The following is a 22179-nucleotide window of genomic DNA, read 5'->3' as shown; positions in this document are numbered from 1 at the left end:
GAAAAGCCCCTTGGGGCGAAATAAAACGCTTCAAATGCGTCTAACTTCCGGCCGCAAATTCGTCCTCCTCACTCTCGAATTCGTCCGGGTTGTCCTCGCGTTCTTCAGGGTGCTCGTTGAGGTACTCCTCAATCGCGCCAGCCTCAGGGCCTTGGGCTTCCTTGCTGCCGTCGCATCCGATGTTGGTGATCAAGCCAAGTCCGGCCAAGGCGATCACAACGGCAAGATTGCCATGCTTCATCGTTTCCAGTCCTCTTGTTTTCCCGTGCTTGAAATCAAGACAGCTCGCACGCTGTCACCGGGAATTGCGACAAGGTGCCCGCTGCAAGTCATCTGCCCGTTTCGGAAACGCGTCAGCAGTGGTGTGGGAGGCGTCCCGAATGGGAGAGACTTTCACCCGCAAAGGTGGGGTCGTTCTTTATCCTGGGGGACTGGGCGCCAGCGCACAAGCGTTTTCTCGGCACTGTCGTTAAAACGGCCGAGATTGTGCTCGTACCGCAAGGTTGTCCACAAGGTTTCAAGCGGGCGATTGAGTGCAGTCAGGCAAGCGGCCTGTGACTAGAAGAGCTGCCAAGCCTTTGCGTCGAATGACTGTCGAAGTTCTGGCGAGTTTGCGCGTGAAAGCAAATCGTAATAGGCGTAGGGGTACTTAAAGACATGCCCGATACCCAGCGTTTTATCGCCACGTTGTTGCCAGTATTCGGTATCGTCGGGCCGAAGTTTACTGAACCGGTGGTCTTTGATTTTGCGATCACCGTCCTTTGGCCCTTGGCGTGTTACCGTAACGTATTTGCAAAACGCGACGCGGCAGCTTTCCGCCCATTCCACATCACCCATCGCCGCCATCTCGATCAGCGATTGGCCAAACGTCAGCATGTGTCCTGCGAAGCCTTGCCCAAAGCCGGAGAATCGGTCGATCGCGTCGCTCGCTTCTTGCAGGACAAATCGAGAGGCTTCGACCGCGTTGGAAAAGGGCGGTGGTTCGATCGACGGATCAGGCGCGACGTCGCGCCAAGGCTTGATCGACCGCAGCAGTTCGCAAACACCGGTCACTCGTTCTTGGGTCGCAAGCTGCGGCATCATGCGAAAGCCTTTGATGGCGTGCATCGCAAAAATAGCATCATGGCCAACTTCGCGAAGAACACCGCTGCCTTCGGCCAAGGCTTTGCCAACCTGTTCAGTCGCGTCTTCCACTCGGTCGCCTTCCGCGAACGGTTGGCAGAGTTTCGAGTTTGCCCAGTTCAGATTAAACAGCTGGTTGATTCGCTGAGCTGCTTGATCGTCGAACTGGTTATTCACACACATCAGGTGTGCCGAAATCATCGCCGCCCCTCGGTGTCCGTCAGCGAAGTAATTCATATCGGGAGATCGGGCGAGCGCGTTGAGGCCGAGCTCTATCAGACGCTGCTGCTCGATCGCTTCGATCGCGGCGAAGGAGTATTGCGGTTGGTTTGCCAATCCTGTGGCTAAGCCGCCTGCCACAAGAAGTCCGCCAGTGCTAGCGAAGCGTCGTCGCGTCAATTTGTGCGTCATCAGAAGCTCCGAATAGGGGAGGGAAGGGCAGAGCAGGGGGGACGTTATTCTAACGTTTTTCGGCACAACTCCCAAATATTGGTCACTGTCTAGTCAGCGTGGTCGATTCTTCGCCAGCCGATTTTCGGTGCGATCGCCACAGAGCGTCGCTCGGAAGGAGTGCAGAACCTTGGCACAGTCATTGCAACACCAAGCAGTCTTCGATCCGTGATCACGGCGACTCGCGGTATTCTCCCGTTGATTTGCCGGATCATTTCATCCACCAGCAGGACAGGCACAATTATGAACACAGAAACAAAGACGAACCCCGAGATCGAAGCCCAGTTAGATTCGTTGGCAGCACATTGTTGCGAGGTTTTGCAGGGCGAAGCATCGCTATCCGACGATCGCTGCGAACAGCTAATTCGTTCGCTTCTAATGTCCGGTTTTCGAAACAAGAAAGGGATGTCGATTCAGACAGAGCTCGATGCACGTGTCAAAGATCAGTGTGGCGAGCGTGCCATGCACCGTGGCGGCGAGCTCTCATCGATGGCAGCCAAAATCGAATCCAAGTTTGACGAACTCGCACGTTGGGAAACAAAGAATCCTGCTGACGACACGGAGGACCCCAAGCCCGCGAACGTGAGTTCCGCAACCGATGCCTGATGAGTTATCAATGCGGATCGCACGAGTGGACCAGGCAATCTGTTGTCCTAGCGTGAGGTCCGGTGGAAGTAATCTGATAACCAAGTCATCGCGATCGCAGGCCAGAAAAAGAAATCATGCAAGCGATTTTGATTTTGGAAATAAGCGGTGATCGCGTTGACTTTGGATACCGATATTTCGACACCTTGTTCCGCGCCGCTCTCTGCCGGCTCTAAAGCGACATACGAATCAATCTCTTTAACGTAGTCGATGATCTCGCGAAGTGATGTGAATCCATCGACGCCAGGGTTGATGTACCAGCGATACCAATAGAAACCAGCAATTAAAAAGATCGCGATGACGGCTGCAGCAGCTTGTTTTCGCCTGGCGGTCCTTGGCGTGTTTAAGCAGACGGCCACCGGCATCAGCAAGATCGCGTAATGGATCACGTCTTGCGAACGAAGCTGTGTCGCAATCGGACCCGAGATTAAGATCGCAACCGCAGCAATTGCGATCATCAAGTAGTTCGTGTCTGCCCTCCGGTCATCGGTTAAAACCATCCTGCCGTAGCGGCTCGCGCGAAGCAACAAATCAAACAGCGGGCTGGCGAGCCACATCGTGCCGACAAAGATCATGTACACAAGCGCGAGCAGCAACCCGAACAGCTTGATCACGCTGCCGTCATCGGGAAGGCGGATCAGCAACTGCAGCACGATGATTACGCCGATGAATGCGAACAGTTGTGTCTTCGGCGGAAATCGCGATACCCACAATACGTACCGTAGAAACTGGCGGTAGATGATGTTCTTTGCCTTCAGCGATTCAATGATGCCGCTTCGTGCCCAGCTGTTATTGGGTTCCAACCGCAATGCTTCTTTGAAGTGCTCGGCCGCTTCGTCGGGCTTTCCCGCATGCAGTTTCGTCCAGCCATTGTTGGCATGTGAAAACGCGTCTTCGGGATTGTTGGCCAACACCGAATCGATTGTCGCACCGGCTTCGTCGCGCCGTCCCAATTTGGTTAACGCGACGGCCCGCGTGTTGTTGCAGGTGTTGTGGTCGGGGTCGAACTGCAATCCTGTTTCGGCAGCATTCAGGGCATCGTTCCAGCGGTACTGTTGGATCGCAATCAAGCTTTGCAAGCCATGGAAATCCGGATCAGCGGGTTGCAACTGGATCGCCGCATCAATCGATTTGATCGCGTCAGCATACTTGTCACGATGGTAAAGCACCGACGCGAGCGAGTAGTGTGCACCGGGGTTGTCAGGGTCCAGCATCACACTACGCTGCGCCAGTTCGGTGGCTTCGCCGTAGGATTTTTGGGCACACTTGATCAGCGCCAGCATCGCGTACGCGCCACCCTGGTCAGGATCGATCCCGATCGCCTGACGCAACGCCTCTTCGGCAAGTTCATAGCGGTCCTGTGCCGCGAGCAACTGGGCTCGGTTGAGATAAGAATCGTATTGGTCCATGTCGCTATCGCAGTTTCAGATAATCCAAGATGTCGTCGTATGCACCGCCTTGGTTTGAGAACAGTGCATAGTTCTTCGCAGTCGAAAACCACTCGCTGGTTGACGGTTTGACCTTCGAAAGGGCTTGTTGCAGGTCTTTGGTTGTCAGCGGCTTTGGAATCCCCGCTTTCATCGCTTCGGTCAGTTTCGCTTCGATCGCGACGTCAATGACCGCTTTCAGATCGGCGCCGCTGAAGCCATCGGACTTCTTTGCCAGCGTGTCATGGGCAATGTTGTCGACCGGTTTGCCGCTCAACATGATTTCCAAAATTGCCCCACGTGCCGTCCGGTCTGGCGGTGGCACAAACAAGACGCGATCAAACCGCCCTGGTCGTCGGAATGCCGAATCGAGATGCCAAGGGGCGTTGGTCGCTGCCAAGATCAACACGCCTTCGTTGGATGCGTTGACGCCGTCGAGTTCCGACAAGAACTGATTGATCAGGTGCCGGCTGCCGCTGGTTTTCATGTCGGTACGCGAAGCACCCAGGGCATCGACTTCGTCAAAGAACAAGACACATGGCGAGTTGCGTCGTGCCTGTTCGAACAACGCATGTAGTTGTTTTTCACTGTTGCCGATCCACATATCCAAAATTTGGTGGATGCCCACAGACAAAAATTTGGCATTCACTTGGCCCGCGGTCGCACGCGCTAAATGGGTCTTGCCGCATCCCGGTGGGCCGTACATCAGGATCCCGCCACCGATCGACTTGCCGTACGCCTTGTAGATCTCCGGATGCGTCAACGGATGAATGATCTTCATCCGAATTTCCTCTTTGATCGACTCCATCCCGCCGACGTTATCGAACGAAACGTCTGGTCGTTCGAGTTCGAATGTCGATTGTGGGGGACCTTGTTGATCACCAGCCGGTTGTGCCTGACGCCAAGGTTCGGATGGCTGTTCCGCTTGTCCCCAAGCGGCAGACGGATAGACACCGAGCTCTTCGCTCAGCGTGTCGTCAGCGAGTTCTGGATTTTCGTCGATCGCGGTTCGATAGGCATTGGCGGCTTCGCGATGATTGCCGGAGCGAGAATGCAACCTCGCCAGCAGCAACATCGACTCGGCATAGCGGCCGTCCTTTTTGCCAATCGTTTCCAGCAAGACGATCGCTTCGTTGTCTTTCTGTTGCAGAAAGAACACGTTTGCCAATGCCATTTTTAATTCGGTATCGGCGGGGTGTTTCGCCATGCCGGTGCGAATGATTGTCTCGGCATCTTCGTACTTGCGAAGCCCGCCTAAAATTTCCGCAAGGTGCAACCGAAGCGGCACGTTGTCCGGGGAAACTTCTAATGCCAGACGCAGGCTCTCGATCGTTTTCTCGTCGCTCATCTTCCAACACTCATGAAAATTTGAATGGGAAGAGTATACCGTCAACCTAGGCGAGACTCCTATGGCGATGCCGTTCGGCAAGCGAATGGAGACGATGTTTCAAGAATCGTCGTCAATCCACAACATTTTGTGTGTCGATCGTCTTCCCTTCTTGGCTGGGCGGATGATGGGAGAATGGATTCGTCGTCACATTCGCTATGGTGAATCAAAAAAAATACCCCGCGTAATGCCGGGGTACTTTGCGTTTTCGTTCTGCCTCGCTGGTCAACCTGCGGGCAAAGCACATGAGTGTTCAACTCAATTACTGGTCCAAACCGAGCGAGTTGCTAACCGATTCAGTCGCATTTTCAACGGCTTCACCAGTTTTCTTGGCTGCGTCCTTTGCCTGGTTGGCAGCCTTGTTCGCGGTGCTCTTGGTCGATTCGGTAGCGTTCTTGGCGGTGTTGCCAACGTTTTCGGCAGCATCACGCGTCGCCGCAGTTGCGTCGTTCACGCCGTTTTGAATCGTGCTGGCAAACGGCTGCGTTGCTTCAGTAGCCGCATCGGTCGTGTCGGCCTTCAGATCGCTTCGCAGGTCATCAATCGTGGTCCGAAGTTCGTTGAGTTGTTGCTCAAGCTGATTGACTCGATTGTTCAACGCTTCTTTGGATTGCATCGAACGGTTCGAACTGCTGCTGGCATTGGCTTTGGCACCCAACGATGCTCGCAGTTCTTGTTCTTGGCCATCGCGTTTCACAACGAGCGTCATTTGTGAGTTGGCGTCCGCATCGGCGATGCGTTGTCCCAAGGCGTTTGGCGACTCGATCTTTTGGCCATCGGCGGTAACAATCACGTCACCAGTCCGCAAGCCAGCTTTCTCGGCAACACTGCCACGGACGACGTGGGTTACTCGTACACCTTGGTCAGTCTCTTCGATCGAAGCACCCAAACGACCTCGTTGTGATTGGTCTTGGTATGCGACATTCGATGAGGCATGACCGTTTTGATGTCCATAGTACTGCGAGTGATTGTTTCGCATTTGCTGTGGAGCACTGGTATAGACCGCTTGTCCGTTACCGTTCAGGTAGAACCAACGCCCATCGTTGCCTTGGTACAACGCACGACCTTGGCTGGTCATGTAACCTTGGTTGCCATAGCCTTGGTTATTCAGGGTGGTTTGACCATTAACAGTAGCCCTGCTTTGGATCGTCCCGTCAGGGTTGACTCGACGTTCAACGGTTTGGGCGGCTTGATCGACGCCGTCTCGGACGGCTTGGTTCAAGCTGTTACCCCGAATTACGCTGCCTGTTGCACGTCGGATTCCGCTTTCCAATGCATCCCGGGAGTCGATCGGATTGCCGGGGCTCAGTCTGTCTTGCACCGAGTCGGAAATCGCACCACCGACAGTTTGCGCTTGGACGGCAGGCATCATTAGTGCGGCAGCTGCACCAGCAGTAGCAATTCGTGTTCGCAATTTCATCATTGTCTCCTTTTAGATTTCTACTTTGGGGGAAGTGAAGGTCCCAGCAGCCTTCGGCGCGGAGCAAGAGGCCCCGCCCATTTGGCCGTCAATGTTGCGACCATGGGGGAAGCTCGCACACATGGCTTGGTTTTGAAAAGTGTCGACCAAGCTGGGACAACGGGAGAACAACCGTCGCAAATCGAGTTCCAATCTGTGCAAGCTTGCTCAAGTTTGACGGTCAGAAAACCGAGGGCGAGTCACAGTCGAATGAGCATTCACCCCGTCAGAACCGCGTGAAATCGCTGCTGACAATTGACAATTTTTCTCGATCGATCGATGATTCAGCGCGTAAAAATTTCGTTCTCGAAAACAATGCGATGCGTGCTACCCTCCTCATCCTGTTCATCTTTGGATCAGCCTCTGTCGGACGATCAGCCGACCCGACCGAATTGCTGCGCCAAGGGATCGACAGCTACCAGCTTGCCTTGGAAACGACCGACCGCGGATTGCGAACCGAACGTTTTGAAATCGCACAAGCCTACTTTGACAAGGCCGTCGATCAGCAAGGCGATCGTGTGACCGCATCGCTGTGGATCAACCTTGGCAACGCCGCGATCGGTGCCGAGAACTTGTCCGCGGCAGTGCTCGCCTATCGACGGGCGTTGGAACTCGAACCGGATAACGCGAAAGCCCAGCGGAACCTTCGTCACGCTCGGAGTCTGTTGCCCAGTTGGGTACCTGTCCCAAGAGATGACAGCAATTCAATTGGGGCGATGTTTGATTGGCGCCAGCTGGTCCGCGTTGGTGATTGGGGCGGGATCACGGCGATCGCGTTTTTGGCTTTTGCCATTACAGCGTTGCTTTATCAGCAAACCAACCGACGGGTTGTCGCATGGTTTTCCGGCATCGCGTTGGTCGCTTGGCTGATACTGATTGCGGCCACGTTGCTGGTGCCGCCGACGCCACAGCGAGACGCTGTGATCGCCGTTTCAGATGTGATTGCCCGGTCGGCGGATTCGCCCGGGGCACCGCCGTTGCTGAAAGAGCCTTTGCCTGCAGGCGTCGAAGTCACGGTGCTGGAAAACCGTGACGAGTGGGTGCGAGCCGCATTGGCCGATGGGCGTGACGTTTGGCTGCGGCGTTCCGAGATCGCAATGGTTGACCCGAACAGCGATCAATTGGTCTCGACTTCGGATCGCGTCAAGATGCCATCATGATTGGCGTCTAGCTTGTCAAACACGTTCAGAAAACGTCGCGGCGTCTCTGAGCGACTGACTTTACCGTCGGAATCCTTGTCGATGCGATCGAAGGTTGCAAGGCGAACAGCGTTTTCGACCAGCTCACGTCTTCGATTGGCGTTGGATGCCGTTTCAGGTGCGTCGGCACGCGGCACGGACAAGTGATAGTATCCGATCATCATCTCGTCCCAGGTCTGATCGCCCCAGTGGACGGTGGCGTTCGGGTCCGGGTTGTTGAGGTTCTTGCTGCTATTGTCGAACGCGGCTTGGCACACGATGCGATCATTCGCTGTCAGTTCCAGCGGCGGGTCCAGGACGTAGGTCGTTTGCCAATTGAAATCGTATTCCGGGATCGACAACAACACTTTCTTGGATTGGTCTAACGCATACTCGAATGCTTTGCCTCGAACATGCATGTGGGGGCTCATCGCCAGCAGTTTGGCGTCTTCGGGAAAGCGTGGTCCGCTGGCGGAGACTTGGTGGTTTTCCGCATGGGGCGGAATCTCGAATCGTGTTTGCACGGCGCTGGTGGTCACGATTTCACGACGGACTTCTGCATCGTCTAGCAAACAGATCCCCAGTTCGCTTTGGTCCTGGGTATCGACTCCGATCGGGGTGTAGTGAACTTGGAAGATTAGCTCACTGCCGGCGGGGATGCGTTTGGCGTGACCTTCTGGCCACGGATCGACTCGCATTCCGGGGACATACCCGACCAGAAATCCGCGGGCGCCATTGATGTTGCGATCGCCTTTGGGAACCGCAAACGCCAGGATGTGGTGCACGACGCGTCGGTTGCCCGGACGCAGTTCGGCGGCGTGGATCCAGATGTCTTTGTCCAGTTTCGGGTCCATGCGAAAGTATTGGTAACGCACGGTGCCTTCGGCGGGCACGTCAAACGGTTCGGGACTGACGTTGAACACCATGTCCGGCTCGCGAGGCAATTGCCATCCGGCAACCGTTTCGGGCAAGCTTGGCAGGTCGCTCAAATCACCAGCCGGTGCGCCCGCTTCGGCCCAGTCATAAAGCAGTTGTTTCTCGACATCGGTCAGACCGCGTTCATTCGCGAAGTGACCATGGTTGGGATCGGCGTGCCACGGTGGCATCCGTTTGTCGCGGACGACTTCGGCAATCATCTCGGCCCAGCCAGCGACTTCTTCGTATTCGGTCAGTGCGAACGGAGCGATTTCGCCTTCGCGGTGACATTCGACGCAATGTTTGCTCAGGATTTTGGCGATCTGCCCGCCGTAAGTCACTTCGCTGGAGCTCGCGACGTCTTTCTTGCGACCGATGATGCATCCGACCGCTTCGGTTTTGGCGAGCGTCACTGTTTTACCGGCGAGCAACTCGTCCAAGGCAATTTGCAAGTCTTTGCGACGCGGTTCATCGCGAACGTAGCCGATCCCGTATTGGTCGTCGACGCGACCTCGGTAACAAAGTTTGCGGTCCTGGTCGAACACGAACACTTCTGGCGTTCGCGTCGCACCTAGTTCATCAGCAAGCCGCGCACCCGCATCTTTGAGCAATGGGAACGTGACTTGTTGGCGATTGGCAAACGCGGTGATGTCCAGCAACGAGTCATGCCGGTTGCTCATCACACCAATCACGCGAATCCCTTTGGATTGTAGGTCCTCTTGCATCGATTGAAGCCGTGCCGAGTACAGCTTGGCGAGCGGGCATTCGGTTCCCAAGAATGCGACCACCAAAAACTTGTCACTGGCAAAATCATCAATCGTCCAGCGGCGTCCGCGAAAGTCATCCAGGTCCAACCGCGTCAGGCGAGGCGACGCGAGATCGACGGTCGGCGAATCAGCACTCGCCGAATTGATCTCAAGTCCGCCAATGCCATGCATCCAAATCAGGCCAAACAAGACGATCGCGGCGGCCGGCATTTGGGAACGTGTCATGTCCAATCTCATCATGAGCGGGCTGGTGTGGGGCTCGATTCGCAGATTTTGCGTTGCAGGAACGCTTCAGGGTACATTGCTGCTCAACCTACATTACTCGCGGCCATCACCGAAAGTTTCAATTCCCCAGAATCTTTGCCATGCAGTCCGGTACGATTTCTCAGCTTCTTGATACACCCGTTCAAGTACTCGATTGCCGACCGCTGGGCGGCGGTTGTATCAGCGATGTGCGGGTCTGTCACCTCGGATTTGATTCCGAGCCGGCACGCCTCAACACACTCTCGGGCGAATCTCTGCGATTGCCGGATCCGGCCAACGTGGTGGTTAAGCGAAACACCGCCGATCAACTATCGAACTTTCGCTGCGAAGCGAATGGGCTGCTGGCATTGGCGGCGACACAAACGATTCGCGTTCCCAAGCCGATTGCCGTCGGGACGGTCGACGGCGACGCTTACTTGGTCATGGAATGGATTGACGGAAAAACCGGGCGAGCAACCGCAGGTGATTTTCAGCTGTTCGGTCAGCGGCTTGCCGAAATGCATCACGCCAGCCAGGGAAGCGATCACGGTTGGGACGAAGACAACTTTCTTGGTTCCGCGAAACAGATCAATACGCCCGAAATCAACGGGGCGCCGAGCACTTGGGAAGAGTTCTTTGCCGAGCAGCGACTGCGCCGGCAACTTCGCTGGTGCCAAGATCAAGGATTGGCCGAACACCACCTCGTGCAGTCTTGCGAGACAATCATTGAACGAATCGCTGACTTGTTGTCTGGTCGCGAGGCCATTGATAGCCTGCTGCACGGTGACCTTTGGAGTGGCAACTACCTGTTCGACCAAAGCAGCCAACCGGTCGTGATCGACCCGGCGGTGTATCGCGGTTGCCGTGAAGCCGAGTGGGGCATGATCGCTTGGTTTGGCAGTTGCCCACCCGAATTTGAAGCCGGGTATCAAGCGAGCTGGCCGATGCCGGACGGTTGGCAACGACGCGTCGAGATTTACAAGCTGTATCACCAGCTCAATCATTTGAATTTGTTTGGCGCATCGTATCACGGCGCCTGCTTAGCCACCGCCGATCGGGTCTTACGACAAAGTTGACTTGTCGATCGCGATTGCGTTTTGTTTGATCCAGTCTTCGAACAACGCTTGTATGCTGTTGGCCAAGCCTGCGCCATCGCACACCGAACAGGCTCGCAGTTGTTCGCGAGCGGTTCGGCGAAGGTCACCGAGGATCGCGCCCCGCTGGGGCGAATTCGCCAACTCGACGGCTCTCTTGATATAGCCTTCGCGGTCCGACGCGACAAAGCGTTCAAACGGCGTCCCTGTTAACAGACTTGCACTGGTTCGCGACGCCCAGCGATCTCCGCGAAAGGCAATCACCGGAACGCCTTGCCAAATCGCTTCCATCGTGGTCGTTCCGCCGTTGTAGGGAAACGCGTCCAGGGCGATGTCGAATTGATCGTAGTAACGCAGGAACGCGGCGTGCGGGGCGGGGCCGAGCAGCACGAGACGATAGGCTTCGATCCCTTCTGCGCGAAAACAGTCCTGTAAGAATTGGCCGTTGTGTTTCGATTTCAGTTCGGTGTTCCCGAGTGCCAGTTTCGCCCCCGGTGTTTGCTTCAGGATTTCCGCCCATGTTCGAATCACATTTGGCGTGATCTTGTAAAACGTGACCAGTGATCCGAACGTGATCGAACCGGTTTTCAGGCATGGCGGTTCGACCACCGGCGGCGTCTGGTGTGTTACCTCGAATGTCAGGTAACTCTGGTCCAACAACGCGATCGTTTCGCTGTAATACTTGGCTTCTTTCAAGTCGACCGCCATCTGATCGCCGATGATGTAGTCAATCTCTGGTAAACCGCTGGTGGCGTACATGTTGAACCAAGCCGCCTGAACGCCAGCGAAACGTTTCGTGAATAAACCCAATCGATGTGGTGTGCTGTACGCGTTCAAGTCGATCGCGATGTGAACCTGGATCGTTGCAATCAGGCTCGCCAAATCGGCGTTCGATAGCGAACTCGTTTCATGCCAGACGTCACGTCCGTCGAATCGATATCCCGCAATGCCATCGCCCTTTTTGGAGTCGCTGTCGTCGAAGAAGTGCACTTCGAAACGGTCGCGATTCAAGTGGTTGATCAATGCCCAAACGGGCTTCATGTAGTTTTCTTTTTCGAACCAGCTCGAAAGAAAACCGAGGCGGACCTTTTCTTGATCTGTGGTCGGCAACGTCGCCGGCGTCGTTTCAATCGGCGGATCAACATCCACCAGTTTGGATGCGAACGAACGTCGGCAATGAAGGATCGCTTCCTGCGAAACCGATTCGGCACCGGGGGCCATCGTTGCGAGCGCAAGCAGCGGCGACAGGTCTGTCGAGAGCTTTGCGGCTTGCGTCAATTCCTCAAACGCCCGATCGGTTCGGCCAAGCTTGTAAGACGCACGACCGAGGTCATGCCATGCTTCGGGATCCGTCGGATCTTGTTCGACGCTCTGTCGCAACGCATCCAGGCCTTGGGCGAATTCGCCGACTTGGCAAAGCAATTGTCCCGTCAGCTTCCAGTCGCTAGCGATCGCACGCTGTAATCCGATCAGGCGATCAAGAACATGCAACGCGGCGATGGGCCGATTCACTTCGGCCAAGCGATGTGCAGACTGACGAAAGACCGAAGGCGGGCGATCAACCTTCAACCACCCAGCCAGCTCCGCGTCACTGGGCAGTCGGTTATCGCTGGGCAGTCCATTTGCCGAGGTGACGCTTTTGGGGCGTCGCCGTTTGGGAAGCTTCACCACGATTTGGTCCGCAGCTTATTTGACTTTGACGCCGGCTTGTTTCAGCGTTTCGATCGCTTCCGATTTAGCCTTCTCGTCGATCGGATTCCCGTCGATGTACAACCGCAGGAACGGAGCAAAACGGTTGTCGCTTTCGGCGTCTTTCTTGCACGCCTGAACGAGTGGCGAGAGGTCTTGGATCTTGTTGTTCTCCAATCGCAAGATATTGATCGCGGGTAGTTCTGCGATGGGCGTGACATCCGTGATTGCGTTGTTGCGAAGGTCCAACATCGTGATCCATTTCAGTTTGCGGACCGGTTCGGCAGACGTCAGTTTGTTTCCCGACGCATCCAGCGACCAGATCTTTTCGAGAGTCGCGATCGGCTCCAACGTTTCCAATTCATTTTCGGCGACATACAACGTCCGCAGATTGCTCATCGCCGTGATCGGTTGCAAGTCTTTGATCAAGTTGCGCGAGACATCCAACAACTGCATCGCCGTCAGCTCTTTGACAGCCTCCAACGATTCGATGCGATTGCCAGACAGCGAAACGGATTGCAGTCGTTTCAATTGGGCGATCGGTGTCAGGTCGCTGATTTGGTTGTCGCGCAAATCGATCAACATCAACGCCCGGCAGTGTTCGAGTCCTGCCAAGCTTTTGATCTGTTGGCCAACTCCTTCGACGCGCGAAATCTTTTCGACGTCAGCCGCCAAGATCGGTTCATCGTTGTACTTCTTGGCAAAGACTTGTTTGCGGACCGCTTCTTCAAGTGCTTTATCGGGAAAGATCGATGATGGTGCGGCTTCGGACTTTGCCTCGGCGGGTTGCTCATCGGCCTTTTCGTCCGCTCGAGTCGGCGAAATGGCCAAGCTGGTGGTCATGACGAGAGTCAACCAAAAGATTCCGAGCGGTTGGGTCGCGATTCGTTGCATGGCAAACAAGTGACTTTCGGTGAACAGGAGGGATTGGGGCGGGATTCGGGAGCGTCACGCTCACTCGACAGTTTACTCCATCGCGTGTCTGATGTCGCCGATCCCCCCGGCAAGGCGAGCCGTCGATTTGTGAATGTGCGCCCAGGCCGCAGTCTGCCGGTGCCTGTTCTGGTTGCCCGCGATCTCAAAAGGCGTCGTTAGCTGGCAATTCATTCGTAAAATGCGTTCACGCGGCTTGAGTTACGGCGGCAATCGATCGGAGTTCCAATTTTGACCAGCTATCGAAAACGAATCATCGGGCTCGCGTTCTGGACGTCGCTTGCCGCCGCAGCGTTGGGGATTGCGTATGTCACGACACGCAGCAGCACGACACCCAGAAGCGGCGATGACGAAACGCCGGTGAATCTGGGTAAAGCGAACTTAGCGTCTGTCGCCGGCTATTTGATTGGCGCCGAATCGACCGTGGTCCGGATCGATGCTCAGGGAAGACTCAAAAAAGGTGACCCGATTTTTCTAGCGATTCCCAACCAAGATGGACAAGCCGGCAGTGAGACCAACGCGGCAGATTCCGGAGTCGCATTTCGCCAAGTCGGTCATGTCGCCGAACCAGCTGCTCAGCCCGGCGGTGAAGTGCGATTGGTGTGGTACGGCGGTTCGGTGGCTTCGTCAGGCATCGACCCCGAGGCCTGTCAAATGTTTCGCTACCGCAGCACGGGGCGACTGTCCGAAGTCGTCGAGGTCATGTTTCCTCCCGAAAAACAGCGACTGATTCGTGATCGTTTGACGTTGGCGATGAAACAACATGGCGAGGAGCTCGCGCGATCGTTGACCCCTCTCGTCGAACAAACCTTTCGCAAATCACTTCCGCTGATCGAAGACAGTTTCCGCGATTCGGTCGCCAGCCATCGCGTCGAAATCGAACGGCTCGGTCGACGCTGGAATCAGCAGATGGTCGAGAAGCGTCTGATCCCGCTCGCCAAAAAAGAGATCTTGCCGATCGTGCAAAAGCATGGGCGTCCGCCCGCCGAAGAAGTCGGGCGTGAGATCTGGGACCGCGCGTCATTGTTTCGATTCGGTTGGCGAGCGATTTATGACAAGTCGCCACTTCCGCAAAAGGATTTGCTGCGTCAGGAATGGCAACGCTTTGTCGACGAAGACGCGGTGCCGATTTTGGAATCGCACATGGATGAAATCGTCGTCGCAATCCAACGCACCTTAACCGACGTGAGCAACAACAGTGCCGTTCGTCGCGAAGTCACGCGTGCGGCAAACGAATTGGCTTCGGACCCGGAAACACGCAAGCTGGTGCAAGTCATCTTGAAAGAAGCCATCGTCGAAAACGAACGACTGAAACAGTTGTGGCGTGAAATCTGGACCAGCGACGAAGCGACCACCGCGCTGGAGCTTGCCAGTCAACGTTTGGAACCGGTCATCCGCAGCATCGGCGATGACTTGTTTGGCAACGAAGAAATGGGCATCAATCCCGACTTCGCCAGAGTCCTACGCAGCCAGATCCTGCGTGAAGATCGTCAGTGGGTGATTGCTTGGCACACCGGCGCGAACGACGGCGTCATCGAAACGGCAAACGACAACATGCCCTACCCGGTGGTCTACATCGCCGAGACGGAAGAATGAACGACGTCGACGAAACGATTGCTACACCGTTGCCCCAAGCGCATTCGCTGTGTCTGTCAAACTTAACGGTAACAGCCGGCGATCAATGTCTGCTGCGCGAGGTCGATGCGGTGTTCCCCGCCGGAAAGATCACGGTGATCGTCGGTGGCAGCGGTGCCGGAAAAAGCGTGCTGTTGCGGTTGCTGGCCGGGTTATGTCCGCGTCACGGTGACGCGATTCGCTGGTCTGGCAAGATCACCGCAGGAAACGGAAGCGATCAGTCCGAAGCGGCGAAGGCAGCCAAGCCAGCAGTCGGGATCGTGTTTCAGCAGTTTGCCTTGTTTGATGAGCTCTCCGCACGAGGCAACGTGCAGTTTGCACTCGATCATGCCTATCGGCGGAAAGGACAAAGCAAACGCGACCAGCAATCTTGGACGGCGAAGCAGTGGTTGGAGCATCTGCAGGTGCCACAAAAAACGTCCGTGGCACACTTAAGCGGCGGCCAGAAACAGCGTTTAGCAATCGCGCGAACGTTGGCCGCTTCGCCAGACGTGGTGCTGTACGACGAACCGACCAGCGGATTGGATGCGGCAAGCGGTCGACTGGTTGCGGAGCTGATCCGGCAAACCCAAGCCGACTACCACCGAACCAGCGTGGTGGTCACGCACGACTACGAAACCTTGATCCCGATCGCTGACAAGGTTTATCTGTTGGACCCGCAAGCCGAACGCTTGGTGGAAATCGAACGGGAACGTTGGGCAGAGATCCCCGAGTTGATGATCCCAGCACGCGACCGTGGGGATCAGGAAACCGAAGTGCCATCGTTGACCGAACGTTTCGTCGGGCCGGTACTGGAGCAAACGGGCGGCGCCTTGATCGCGGCACTGAGGTTGCCATTGGATTTGATCCCGTGGGTGCCAAGGCATCGCTGGGCAGCCCGCTTCACCATGCACTACGCACGCTTGGTCGCGGGGCCTTCGGCGTGGTTGTACTTGATCATTGCCGGGCTGATCGTCGGCTTTACCGCGACGTACTTTACGTTTCGTTTTTTGCCATTTCGCGTTTACACCCAGCCGCTGTTGATCGACGAATTGTTGTCGTCGATCGGGTTTGCGCTGTACCGCGTGTTGGTTCCGATTCTGGGAACGATCCTGGTCGCCGCACGATGCGGTGCTGCCGTTGCTGCCGATGTCGGCGTCAAGCAATATGGCGGTCAGGTCGATGCGATGAAGACACTGGGGGTTTCGCCGAGGGCGTATTTGTTTTTGCCCATCGTTGTCGCCTTTGTCGTCGGAACGCCGTTGTTGGAGATGCTCGCATTCGAAACGGCACGGTTGATCAGCATGGTCGCGTTTTCGACGTCATTTCCGCAAGTCGGCCCGTACTACTGGGAACTGCATTTCGACCGCAACTTGATCGACGCGTCGCAAGCCATGCCGATCGGCTGGCAGTGGGTGTTGGCAAAGAATGTCGTTTGTGGCCTCGGTACCGCAACGATCGCCTATTACAAAGGCCTCGCGCCAAAACGCTCGGCAAGTGATGTCAGCCGGTCGATCACCTCCACGGTCTTGTGGACGACCCTCTTCGTTTTGACCGTCCATTTGGTCGTCGCTTTGTTTGAATTTTAAGTGCTCCAGCGTAGTGGACGAAGCGATGAGTCCCCGCTTCGAGCTTCGCAATGCTTGGCTGCGTCCATGAGCCGCCTTGGCGATAGCCAGCGGTTGAGTGGCTTTGTTTTTTCGCCGGCATCATCGCCGCAAGCAGGGAACCGAAAATCGCCTAAAGGTTAGACTCCAACGGGGGACGTTACTTTCTGGGCAACCTTTAGGGGGGAATCGCCCTTGCCTTGACTGGCGTGAATACGCCATCCCTGCAATAAATTGCCGTCTCAGCCTGCCTTCAACCGCCTTGTCAGCCGATTTGGGTGGAAATAGATCGCCAGATTTCTACAATACAGCTCTCCCCACCACACGCCGGAACGGTCGATTTTGATCGATATCCGGTCCCGCCTCCACCACTACCCCTGAGCGTTTGTGCCCGATCCAAAGATCGAATGGCTCGCGTCTTGCCTGCAGCGAACGCAGGTTCGTCAGCTGATTGCTGAGCCAACTGCCATCACCAAGACGATTGCTTGGACCGCCGCTTCTGCTGTGCTTGCAGCATTGTTGGGTGGTCAGGCCGCGTTTGCAGAACCACCGAGCGACGCAACAGAATCTGAGCCGGCGAGCGACCATCCGGCCGAATCGGACCAGCTTGCCGCTTGGAAACAGAACGGCTTGCCGCTGATGCAAACGTACTGCGTCGATTGCCACAACGCAGACTACAAGGAAGCCGGGCTGGACCTGACTCCGTTCGAAACACTCGACAACCTCAGCCCGGCAGAAGTCCAACGGGTGTTGGAAATGGTTCGCTTCGGTGCGATGCCACCCGAAGATTACGACACTCCCGAGATCGAAGAACGCAAACAGCTCGTCCGTGCACTCGAAGACGCCGCGTTCTCGTCTACTTGTGACCTGCGTCCCCGAGCTGGCAAGGTCACCGTCCGCCGATTGAACCGCAGCGAGTACAACAACTCGATTCGCGACCTGTTCGGTTTGGATTTGCAACCGGCCAACAAGTTTCCGTCGGACGAAGTCGGCGCGGGCTTTGACAACAACGCGGACGTCCTGTCGCTCAGTCCGATGTTGATCGAAAAGTATTTCCAGGCGGCCGAAGACGTCGCTTCGAAAGTGATCGGTGACCCCGACGATTTGCCATCGATCGGACGTGATTGGGCCCCCGACCAGATTCCTGTTTACGGCCAGTTTCAAGTCGGCAGCTTCAACGGGCGTTTTGTCGATCGCGAAAGCTTTGCTTGGATCGATCTCAACGTTCCCTTTGACGGCGACTACCGCGTCGAAGTCCGCGGGGGCGTGTCGAGTGACAAAGCCGACCCGATCAAAGTTGCAATTGTTGATGGCGATGGGTTGCTGCTCGCCGTCGATGAACTGAAGTACTTTGGCGGTGGCGGCGAATCCGACTCGATGCGTCAAACGGTCAAGCTTCATCAAGGCGCACAGCGGATCGCGTTCATGCCGATCTATGACGATCGCGAGCTAAAGATCGGCAAAACACGCTTCGATCAAGTTCCCGCGATGGAAGAAGCGGTTGCCAAAAAGGTCGTCGAAGACTTGGCGACACCCGTCGCTCCGGATCGACGCATCGATTTTGGCGACCATCCGTTTATGTACCGTTCGTTCCGCGTCAACGGTCCCGACCGACATCCCAAAAAAGCGTTTCCGCCCAAGCACTTCGAACTCGTTCGGCACCTGCCGCCGCGTGACCGTGGACGCTATCGCGAGGTGCGTGAAACGGCCGAAAAGAATTTGCGCGAGTTCATGCCGCAGGTCTTTCGTGGCCCTGTCACTGACGAAGAGATCAAGCCGTACGCAGAACTTGTCGAACAAGCCACCCGCGAACGCGAATCCTTTTACGTCGGCATGCGTCGCGCATTGACCGCGATGTTGGTCAGCCCACGGTTCCTGTTCCGTGCAGAGCTGCCCGATGAAGACGCACAACCGAACGAATTCGGCGACTACCAGCTGTCACAGATTCAACTGGCAACACGTTTGTCGTATTTCTTGTGGAGCAGCACGCCGGATCAAACGCTGTTGGACTTGGCCAACGCAGGCAAGTTAGAAGGCGACGAAGTGTACACGCAAGTCGCCCGGTTGCTAGCCGACGAACGCGGCGGTGCGCTCGCCAAGAACTTTGCCGCACAATGGCTGGGGCTGCGAAACCTGAACGGTCACGAAGCCGACGAACAACGCTTCCCGATGTTCGATGACGAACTGAAGCGGTCGATGAGCCGCGAGACGGAGATGTTGTTCATGCACGTCATCCGCGAAAATCTGCCGGTCAGCGAATTCTTGACGGCCGATTATTCCTTCGTCAATTCGCCACTGGCCAAACTGTACGGCTTGGAGTTGCCGGCTGACTCTTCGGATCACATCGAGTTTGCGAAGGTCTCGCTTGCGGACACCCCGCGCCGTGGACTGCTTTCACACGCCAGCGTGTTGACGTTGACGAGTATGCCGACACGGACCAGCCCGGTGCTGCGTGGGAAATGGATTTTGGAAAACATCCTGGGAATCAAGGCTCCCGATCCGCCAGCCGGGGTTCCAGAATTAGAGGAATCCGGCGACGCGGCAGCCAACGCGTCGCTGCGAGAGCAGTTGGAATTGCACCGCCAAAGCGCCAGTTGTGCGTCATGCCACCGCGTGATGGATCAACTGGGATTTGGTTTGGACGACTTTGACGCGATCGGCCGATACCGTACCGAAGACGGCGGTCACCCGATCGACGCCAGCGGTGCGATGCCGGACGGGCGTTCCTTTAACGGTGGTGCCGAGCTCAGCAAAATGCTCGGTGACACCGAAATCGAAGCCTTGGCACGCACAATGACCGAGCGTTTATTGACGTTTGCGATTGGCCGCGAGTTGACGCCCGACGATCGTTGTACAATTGATGAAGTCATCGAAACCACCCGCCCCAACGGCTTTCGACTAGCTGACCTTGTTTCGGCGATCATTGATAGTCGACAATTCCGCTACCAATCACCCACCCGATAACCCCGCCTCCCTCCGTTTGTCCTGCATCTCCGCAGGCCGTTCCCGCCTACACCGTCCTACCCCAAACGAAAACGCGATGAGCTTTTTGCAGAATCCGACTCAACCGAAGCGTCTCGATCGACGGACCCTCCTTCGCGGTACCAGCGCCGTGCTGGGGTTGCCTTTGCTCGAAGCGATGACGCCGATGGCACGCAGCGCGTACGCGTCGGCCGACTCGATCGAACGTCCCGTGCGTATGGCATGCGTGTTCTTTCCAAACGGTGTGATCGTTCCTGATTGGACGCCCATCAAAGGCGACAGCGACGACCCGCGTGATTGGCAGTGCTCCAAGACATTGGAACCGCTCGCGCCAATGAAGGACAAAATCAACGTGTTCAGAAACCTGACACACGATAACGGCCGCGGGTACAAAGACGGTGCCGGTGACCACGCCCGTTGCAGCGGCAGCTTTTTGACCGCCGCACGGCCACTGAAAACCAGCGGCAACATCCGCTTGGGCGTGTCGGTTGACCAACTGGCCGCATCACAATTGACCGGCAAGACCCGCCTGCCTTCGATCGAACTCGGTCTCGAAGGAAGCCGCAATGCCGGAAGCTGCGATTCGGGTTACAGCTGTGCTTACAGCAGCAACATCTCGTGGCGCAACGAAACCCAACCGATGCCCAAGGAAACCATTCCTCGCTTGGCCTTCGAGCGTTTGTTCGGCAGCGGTGATGCGTCGGAGCGTCGTGAAAAGAACCGCGTCCGTCGCAGCATCTTGGACGTCGTCCGCGGCGACGCCAAGAACCTGATGAAGGGTCTCGGCAAAACCGACAGCCGCAAGATGGACGAGTACTTCTCGGGCGTCCGCGAAATCGAACAACGGATCGAACAAAGCGAGCGTGATGACTTGGCCGCGCTGCCAGACATCGAGGTTCCCTTCGGACGCGTCGAGCAGTTCCGTGAACACGCTCGTTTGATGTTCGACCTGATGGTCTTGGCGTTTCAAACCGATTCGACTCGCGTCGCAACGATGATGTTGGACAACGCGGGCGGGAACCGTCGCTACACCGAAATCGGTATCAGCGACAGTCACCACGGGATGAGCCACCACCGAAACAAAGAAGACTTGATCGAAAAGCTTTCCAAGATCGATCGATACTTGGTCGAGCAATTCGCTTACTTCGTGGAAAAGCTAGACGCGACAAGCGACGCCGGCGGCAGCTTGTTGGACCAATCGATGGTGCTTTATGGCAGCGGGATCAGCGACGGGAACCGCCACCGTCACGAAGACTTGCCGATCGTGATGGCCGGTGGGGCTTCGGGACAAATCGAAACCGGCCGTTACATCGACGCCGGCGAAGAATGCCCGATGGCCAACTTGTTCCTGACGATGCTGGACATGATGGGAACGCCAGCCGAAGCGATCGGTGACAGCAACGGCCGATTGGTGATCTAGACCGATCGCGATTGTTCGATCCAGCCGCCACCGATGACTTGCGTGTCACGGTAAACCACGGCGGCTTGGCCAGGTGCGACCGCGTCGACCGGCTGGTCAAACTTCACGGTGAATCGACTGCGGTCTGTCGCGTCGATTTCGACTTCGGCGACGTGTGGTGAACCGTTGTAACGAATCTGCACCGAAAGCTCGCCTGACAAATCGTCGGTCAACCAGTTGGCTTCGTTGGCCGACAAGCCGACGCTCGCTAAGTGTTCTTTCGTGCCCAACACCACTCGGCATGTTTCCGGTTCGATCCGGACAACGAAGTGCGGGATGCCCAGCGCGACGCCTAGCTTTTTGCGTTGCCCGATCGTAAACGCTTCGTAGCCTTGGTGTTTGCCGACGACGGTTCCGTCCACGGTGACCATCTCACCGGCGGTACTGCCGACCATCTCGGGGCGACGGGCTTTGACAAAATCACTGTGGTGACCTTGGGTGACAAAGCAGATTTCCTGGCTGTCTTTCTTCGTCGCCACACCCAGATCCAGGCCCTCGGCGATTCGGCGGATCTCTGGCTTTTCGAAATCGCCCACCGGCAACATCATCCGGTCCAGTCGGTCAGGCCGGATCCCAAAGAGCGCATACGATTGGTCTTTGTGTCCGTCCAAGCCGCGGTGGAGTTGACCGTCGATCATTCGGGCGTAGTGGCCCGTTGCCACATAGTCCGCGTCCACGCCGTCGGCGTAATCGAACAGACGTCCGAATTTGATCCAGTGGTTGCACTTGATACAGGGGTTGGGGGTCCGCCCGACCAGGTAGTCATCGACGAAGTAATCGACGATTCGGCGGAAGTCGGCCTGAAGGTCCAGAGCGTAAAACGGGATCCCCATCGAAGCCGCCACACGGCGGGCATCGGCCGCGTCACTGGCGGTGCAGCAACCCTGTTTGTGGTCGGCACGGCCTGTCGCAAGTCCCCCCAAAACCGGCAGGGCGGTTCCGGAGCCGGCGTCGACTTTACAAACTTCGCTGGATTCTTCTCCGTGACGCATGAAAATGCCGATAACTTCGTGCCCAGCTTCCTTTAAAAGGTGTGCCGCGACACTCGAATCGACTCCCCCACTCATCGCCAGAACAACGCGTGCCATGTATAGTTCTTTACCTTTTAACGGATGAAATCGCCGTGCGATCAGACCGGTCGCATGTTTGCTTTATCGACCACACGAATCAGCGTCGCGCTGTCCAAGATCGACATCGCGATCGGGAAC

Annotated in this window: 16 protein-coding genes; 7 read left to right on the top strand and 9 right to left on the bottom strand. The window is 56.4% G+C overall.

Annotated elements, in window-relative coordinates; all coding sequences use genetic code 11:
* Window positions 1-40: 40 nt before the first annotated feature.
* Window positions 41-241 carry a hypothetical protein gene (locus CGZ80_RS23380; protein ID WP_094418100.1) on the bottom strand — a complete coding sequence of 67 codons (201 nt, stop codon included), beginning with the start codon at window positions 239-241 and terminating at the stop codon, window positions 41-43.
* A 317-nt stretch (window positions 242-558) separates the two neighbouring features.
* Window positions 559-1533: a hypothetical protein gene (locus tag CGZ80_RS23375; protein ID WP_094418099.1), complete on the bottom strand. Its 975-nt coding sequence runs from the start codon at window positions 1531-1533 to the stop codon at window positions 559-561.
* Between the two features lie 282 nt (window positions 1534-1815).
* Here CGZ80_RS23375 and CGZ80_RS23370 point away from each other — a divergent pair, with 282 nt between their 5' ends.
* Complete coding sequence (locus tag CGZ80_RS23370; RefSeq protein WP_094418098.1) at window positions 1816-2178, top strand: hypothetical protein; 363 nt, start codon at window positions 1816-1818, stop codon at window positions 2176-2178.
* Between the two features lie 47 nt (window positions 2179-2225).
* On the opposite strand, the gene CGZ80_RS23365 is transcribed toward CGZ80_RS23370, so the two are convergent.
* From CGZ80_RS23365 to CGZ80_RS23355, 3 genes are all read right to left on the bottom strand, one after another.
* Window positions 2226-3626, bottom strand: coding sequence for a tetratricopeptide repeat protein (locus CGZ80_RS23365; RefSeq protein ID WP_094418145.1), 1401 nt, complete (start codon window positions 3624-3626; stop codon window positions 2226-2228).
* Between the two features lie 4 nt (window positions 3627-3630).
* Entirely contained in the window at window positions 3631-4992 is a 1362-nt protein-coding gene (locus CGZ80_RS23360) for an ATP-binding protein (protein ID WP_094418097.1), read from the bottom strand.
* Window positions 4993-5293: 301 nt separating this feature from the next.
* On the bottom strand, window positions 5294-6451 hold the full coding sequence (locus CGZ80_RS23355; protein WP_158222828.1) for a PDZ domain-containing protein: 1158 nt from the start codon (window positions 6449-6451) through the stop codon (window positions 5294-5296).
* Window positions 6452-6810: 359 nt separating this feature from the next.
* Between CGZ80_RS23355 and CGZ80_RS23350 the strand changes: the two genes are divergently transcribed.
* Window positions 6811-7650 carry a tetratricopeptide repeat protein gene (locus tag CGZ80_RS23350; protein WP_143544114.1) on the top strand — a complete coding sequence of 280 codons (840 nt, stop codon included), beginning with the start codon at window positions 6811-6813 and terminating at the stop codon, window positions 7648-7650.
* Here the strand turns inward: CGZ80_RS23350 and CGZ80_RS23345 are convergent.
* Window positions 7608-9575 (bottom strand): redoxin domain-containing protein, encoded by a 1968-nt coding sequence (locus CGZ80_RS23345; RefSeq protein ID WP_233148616.1) that lies wholly within the window; start codon window positions 9573-9575, stop codon window positions 7608-7610. The genes CGZ80_RS23350 and CGZ80_RS23345 overlap by 43 nt on opposite strands.
* Before the next feature lie 140 nt (window positions 9576-9715).
* On the opposite strand from CGZ80_RS23345, the gene CGZ80_RS23340 reads away from it, so the two are divergent.
* A complete protein-coding gene (locus CGZ80_RS23340) occupies window positions 9716-10669 on the top strand; it encodes a fructosamine kinase family protein (RefSeq protein ID WP_094418094.1) in 954 nt (317 codons plus the stop codon).
* Here CGZ80_RS23340 and CGZ80_RS23335 read toward each other — a convergent pair.
* Together CGZ80_RS23335 and CGZ80_RS23330 are read right to left on the bottom strand one after the other, a co-directional pair.
* Window positions 10655-12355 (bottom strand): tetratricopeptide repeat protein, encoded by a 1701-nt coding sequence (locus CGZ80_RS23335; RefSeq protein ID WP_094418093.1) that lies wholly within the window; start codon window positions 12353-12355, stop codon window positions 10655-10657. The genes CGZ80_RS23340 and CGZ80_RS23335 overlap by 15 nt on opposite strands.
* Before the next feature lie 18 nt (window positions 12356-12373).
* The gene (locus tag CGZ80_RS23330) at window positions 12374-13270 is read right to left on the bottom strand and encodes a leucine-rich repeat domain-containing protein (protein WP_094418092.1); all 897 of its coding nucleotides are present in this window, start codon (window positions 13268-13270) and stop codon (window positions 12374-12376) included.
* 270 nt (window positions 13271-13540) lie between these two features.
* Here CGZ80_RS23330 and CGZ80_RS23325 point away from each other — a divergent pair, with 270 nt between their 5' ends.
* The 4 genes from CGZ80_RS23325 (at window position 13541) to CGZ80_RS23310 (ending at window position 20932) form a co-directional block, all read left to right on the top strand.
* Window positions 13541-14905, top strand: a complete 1365-nt coding sequence (locus CGZ80_RS23325; protein WP_094418091.1) for a hypothetical protein — start codon at window positions 13541-13543, stop codon at window positions 14903-14905.
* Window positions 14902-16512 carry an ATP-binding cassette domain-containing protein gene (locus CGZ80_RS23320; protein WP_094418090.1) on the top strand — a complete coding sequence of 537 codons (1611 nt, stop codon included), beginning with the start codon at window positions 14902-14904 and terminating at the stop codon, window positions 16510-16512. The genes CGZ80_RS23325 and CGZ80_RS23320 overlap by 4 nt, the downstream gene beginning before the upstream one ends.
* Before the next feature lie 405 nt (window positions 16513-16917).
* The gene (locus CGZ80_RS23315; protein WP_094418089.1) at window positions 16918-19494 is read left to right on the top strand and encodes a DUF1592 domain-containing protein; all 2577 of its coding nucleotides are present in this window, start codon (window positions 16918-16920) and stop codon (window positions 19492-19494) included.
* Between the two features lie 76 nt (window positions 19495-19570).
* Window positions 19571-20932: a DUF1552 domain-containing protein gene (locus CGZ80_RS23310; RefSeq protein WP_094418088.1), complete on the top strand. Its 1362-nt coding sequence runs from the start codon at window positions 19571-19573 to the stop codon at window positions 20930-20932.
* On the opposite strand, the gene mnmA is transcribed toward CGZ80_RS23310, so the two are convergent.
* Window positions 20929-22059 (bottom strand): tRNA 2-thiouridine(34) synthase MnmA, encoded by a 1131-nt coding sequence (mnmA, locus tag CGZ80_RS23305; protein ID WP_094418087.1) that lies wholly within the window; start codon window positions 22057-22059, stop codon window positions 20929-20931. The genes CGZ80_RS23310 and mnmA overlap by 4 nt on opposite strands.
* Between the last annotated feature and the right edge of the window lie 120 nt (window positions 22060-22179).

The sequence above is a fragment of the Rhodopirellula sp. MGV genome (genome assembly GCF_002251265.1).
GTDB classification, from domain to species: Bacteria; Planctomycetota; Planctomycetia; order Pirellulales; family Pirellulaceae; genus Stieleria; species Stieleria baltica_A.
Note: the sequence above shows the minus strand (reverse complement) of the source record. Positions and strands in the feature narration are given on the sequence as shown.

Bases quoted from the DNA above. Each gene is read 5' to 3' on its own strand.
- CGZ80_RS23380 (WP_094418100.1), bottom strand. From the start codon at position 241: ATGAAGCATGGCAATCTTGCCGTTGTGATCGCCTTGGCCGGACTTGGC.
- CGZ80_RS23375 (WP_094418099.1), bottom strand. From the start codon at position 1,533: ATGACGCACAAATTGACGCGACGACGCTTCGCTAGCACTGGCGGACTT.
- CGZ80_RS23370 (WP_094418098.1), top strand. From the start codon at position 1,816: ATGAACACAGAAACAAAGACGAACCCCGAGATCGAAGCCCAGTTAGAT.
- CGZ80_RS23365 (WP_094418145.1), bottom strand. From the start codon at position 3,626: ATGGACCAATACGATTCTTATCTCAACCGAGCCCAGTTGCTCGCGGCA.
- CGZ80_RS23360 (WP_094418097.1), bottom strand. From the start codon at position 4,992: ATGAGCGACGAGAAAACGATCGAGAGCCTGCGTCTGGCATTAGAAGTT.
- CGZ80_RS23355 (WP_158222828.1), bottom strand. From the start codon at position 6,451: ATGAAATTGCGAACACGAATTGCTACTGCTGGTGCAGCTGCCGCACTA.
- CGZ80_RS23350 (WP_143544114.1), top strand. From the start codon at position 6,811: ATGCGTGCTACCCTCCTCATCCTGTTCATCTTTGGATCAGCCTCTGTC.
- CGZ80_RS23345 (WP_233148616.1), bottom strand. From the start codon at position 9,575: ATGACACGTTCCCAAATGCCGGCCGCCGCGATCGTCTTGTTTGGCCTG.
- CGZ80_RS23340 (WP_094418094.1), top strand. From the start codon at position 9,716: ATGCAGTCCGGTACGATTTCTCAGCTTCTTGATACACCCGTTCAAGTA.
- CGZ80_RS23330 (WP_094418092.1), bottom strand. From the start codon at position 13,270: ATGCAACGAATCGCGACCCAACCGCTCGGAATCTTTTGGTTGACTCTC.
- CGZ80_RS23320 (WP_094418090.1), top strand. From the start codon at position 14,902: ATGAACGACGTCGACGAAACGATTGCTACACCGTTGCCCCAAGCGCAT.
- CGZ80_RS23310 (WP_094418088.1), top strand. From the start codon at position 19,571: ATGAGCTTTTTGCAGAATCCGACTCAACCGAAGCGTCTCGATCGACGG.
- mnmA (WP_094418087.1), bottom strand. From the start codon at position 22,059: ATGGCACGCGTTGTTCTGGCGATGAGTGGGGGAGTCGATTCGAGTGTC.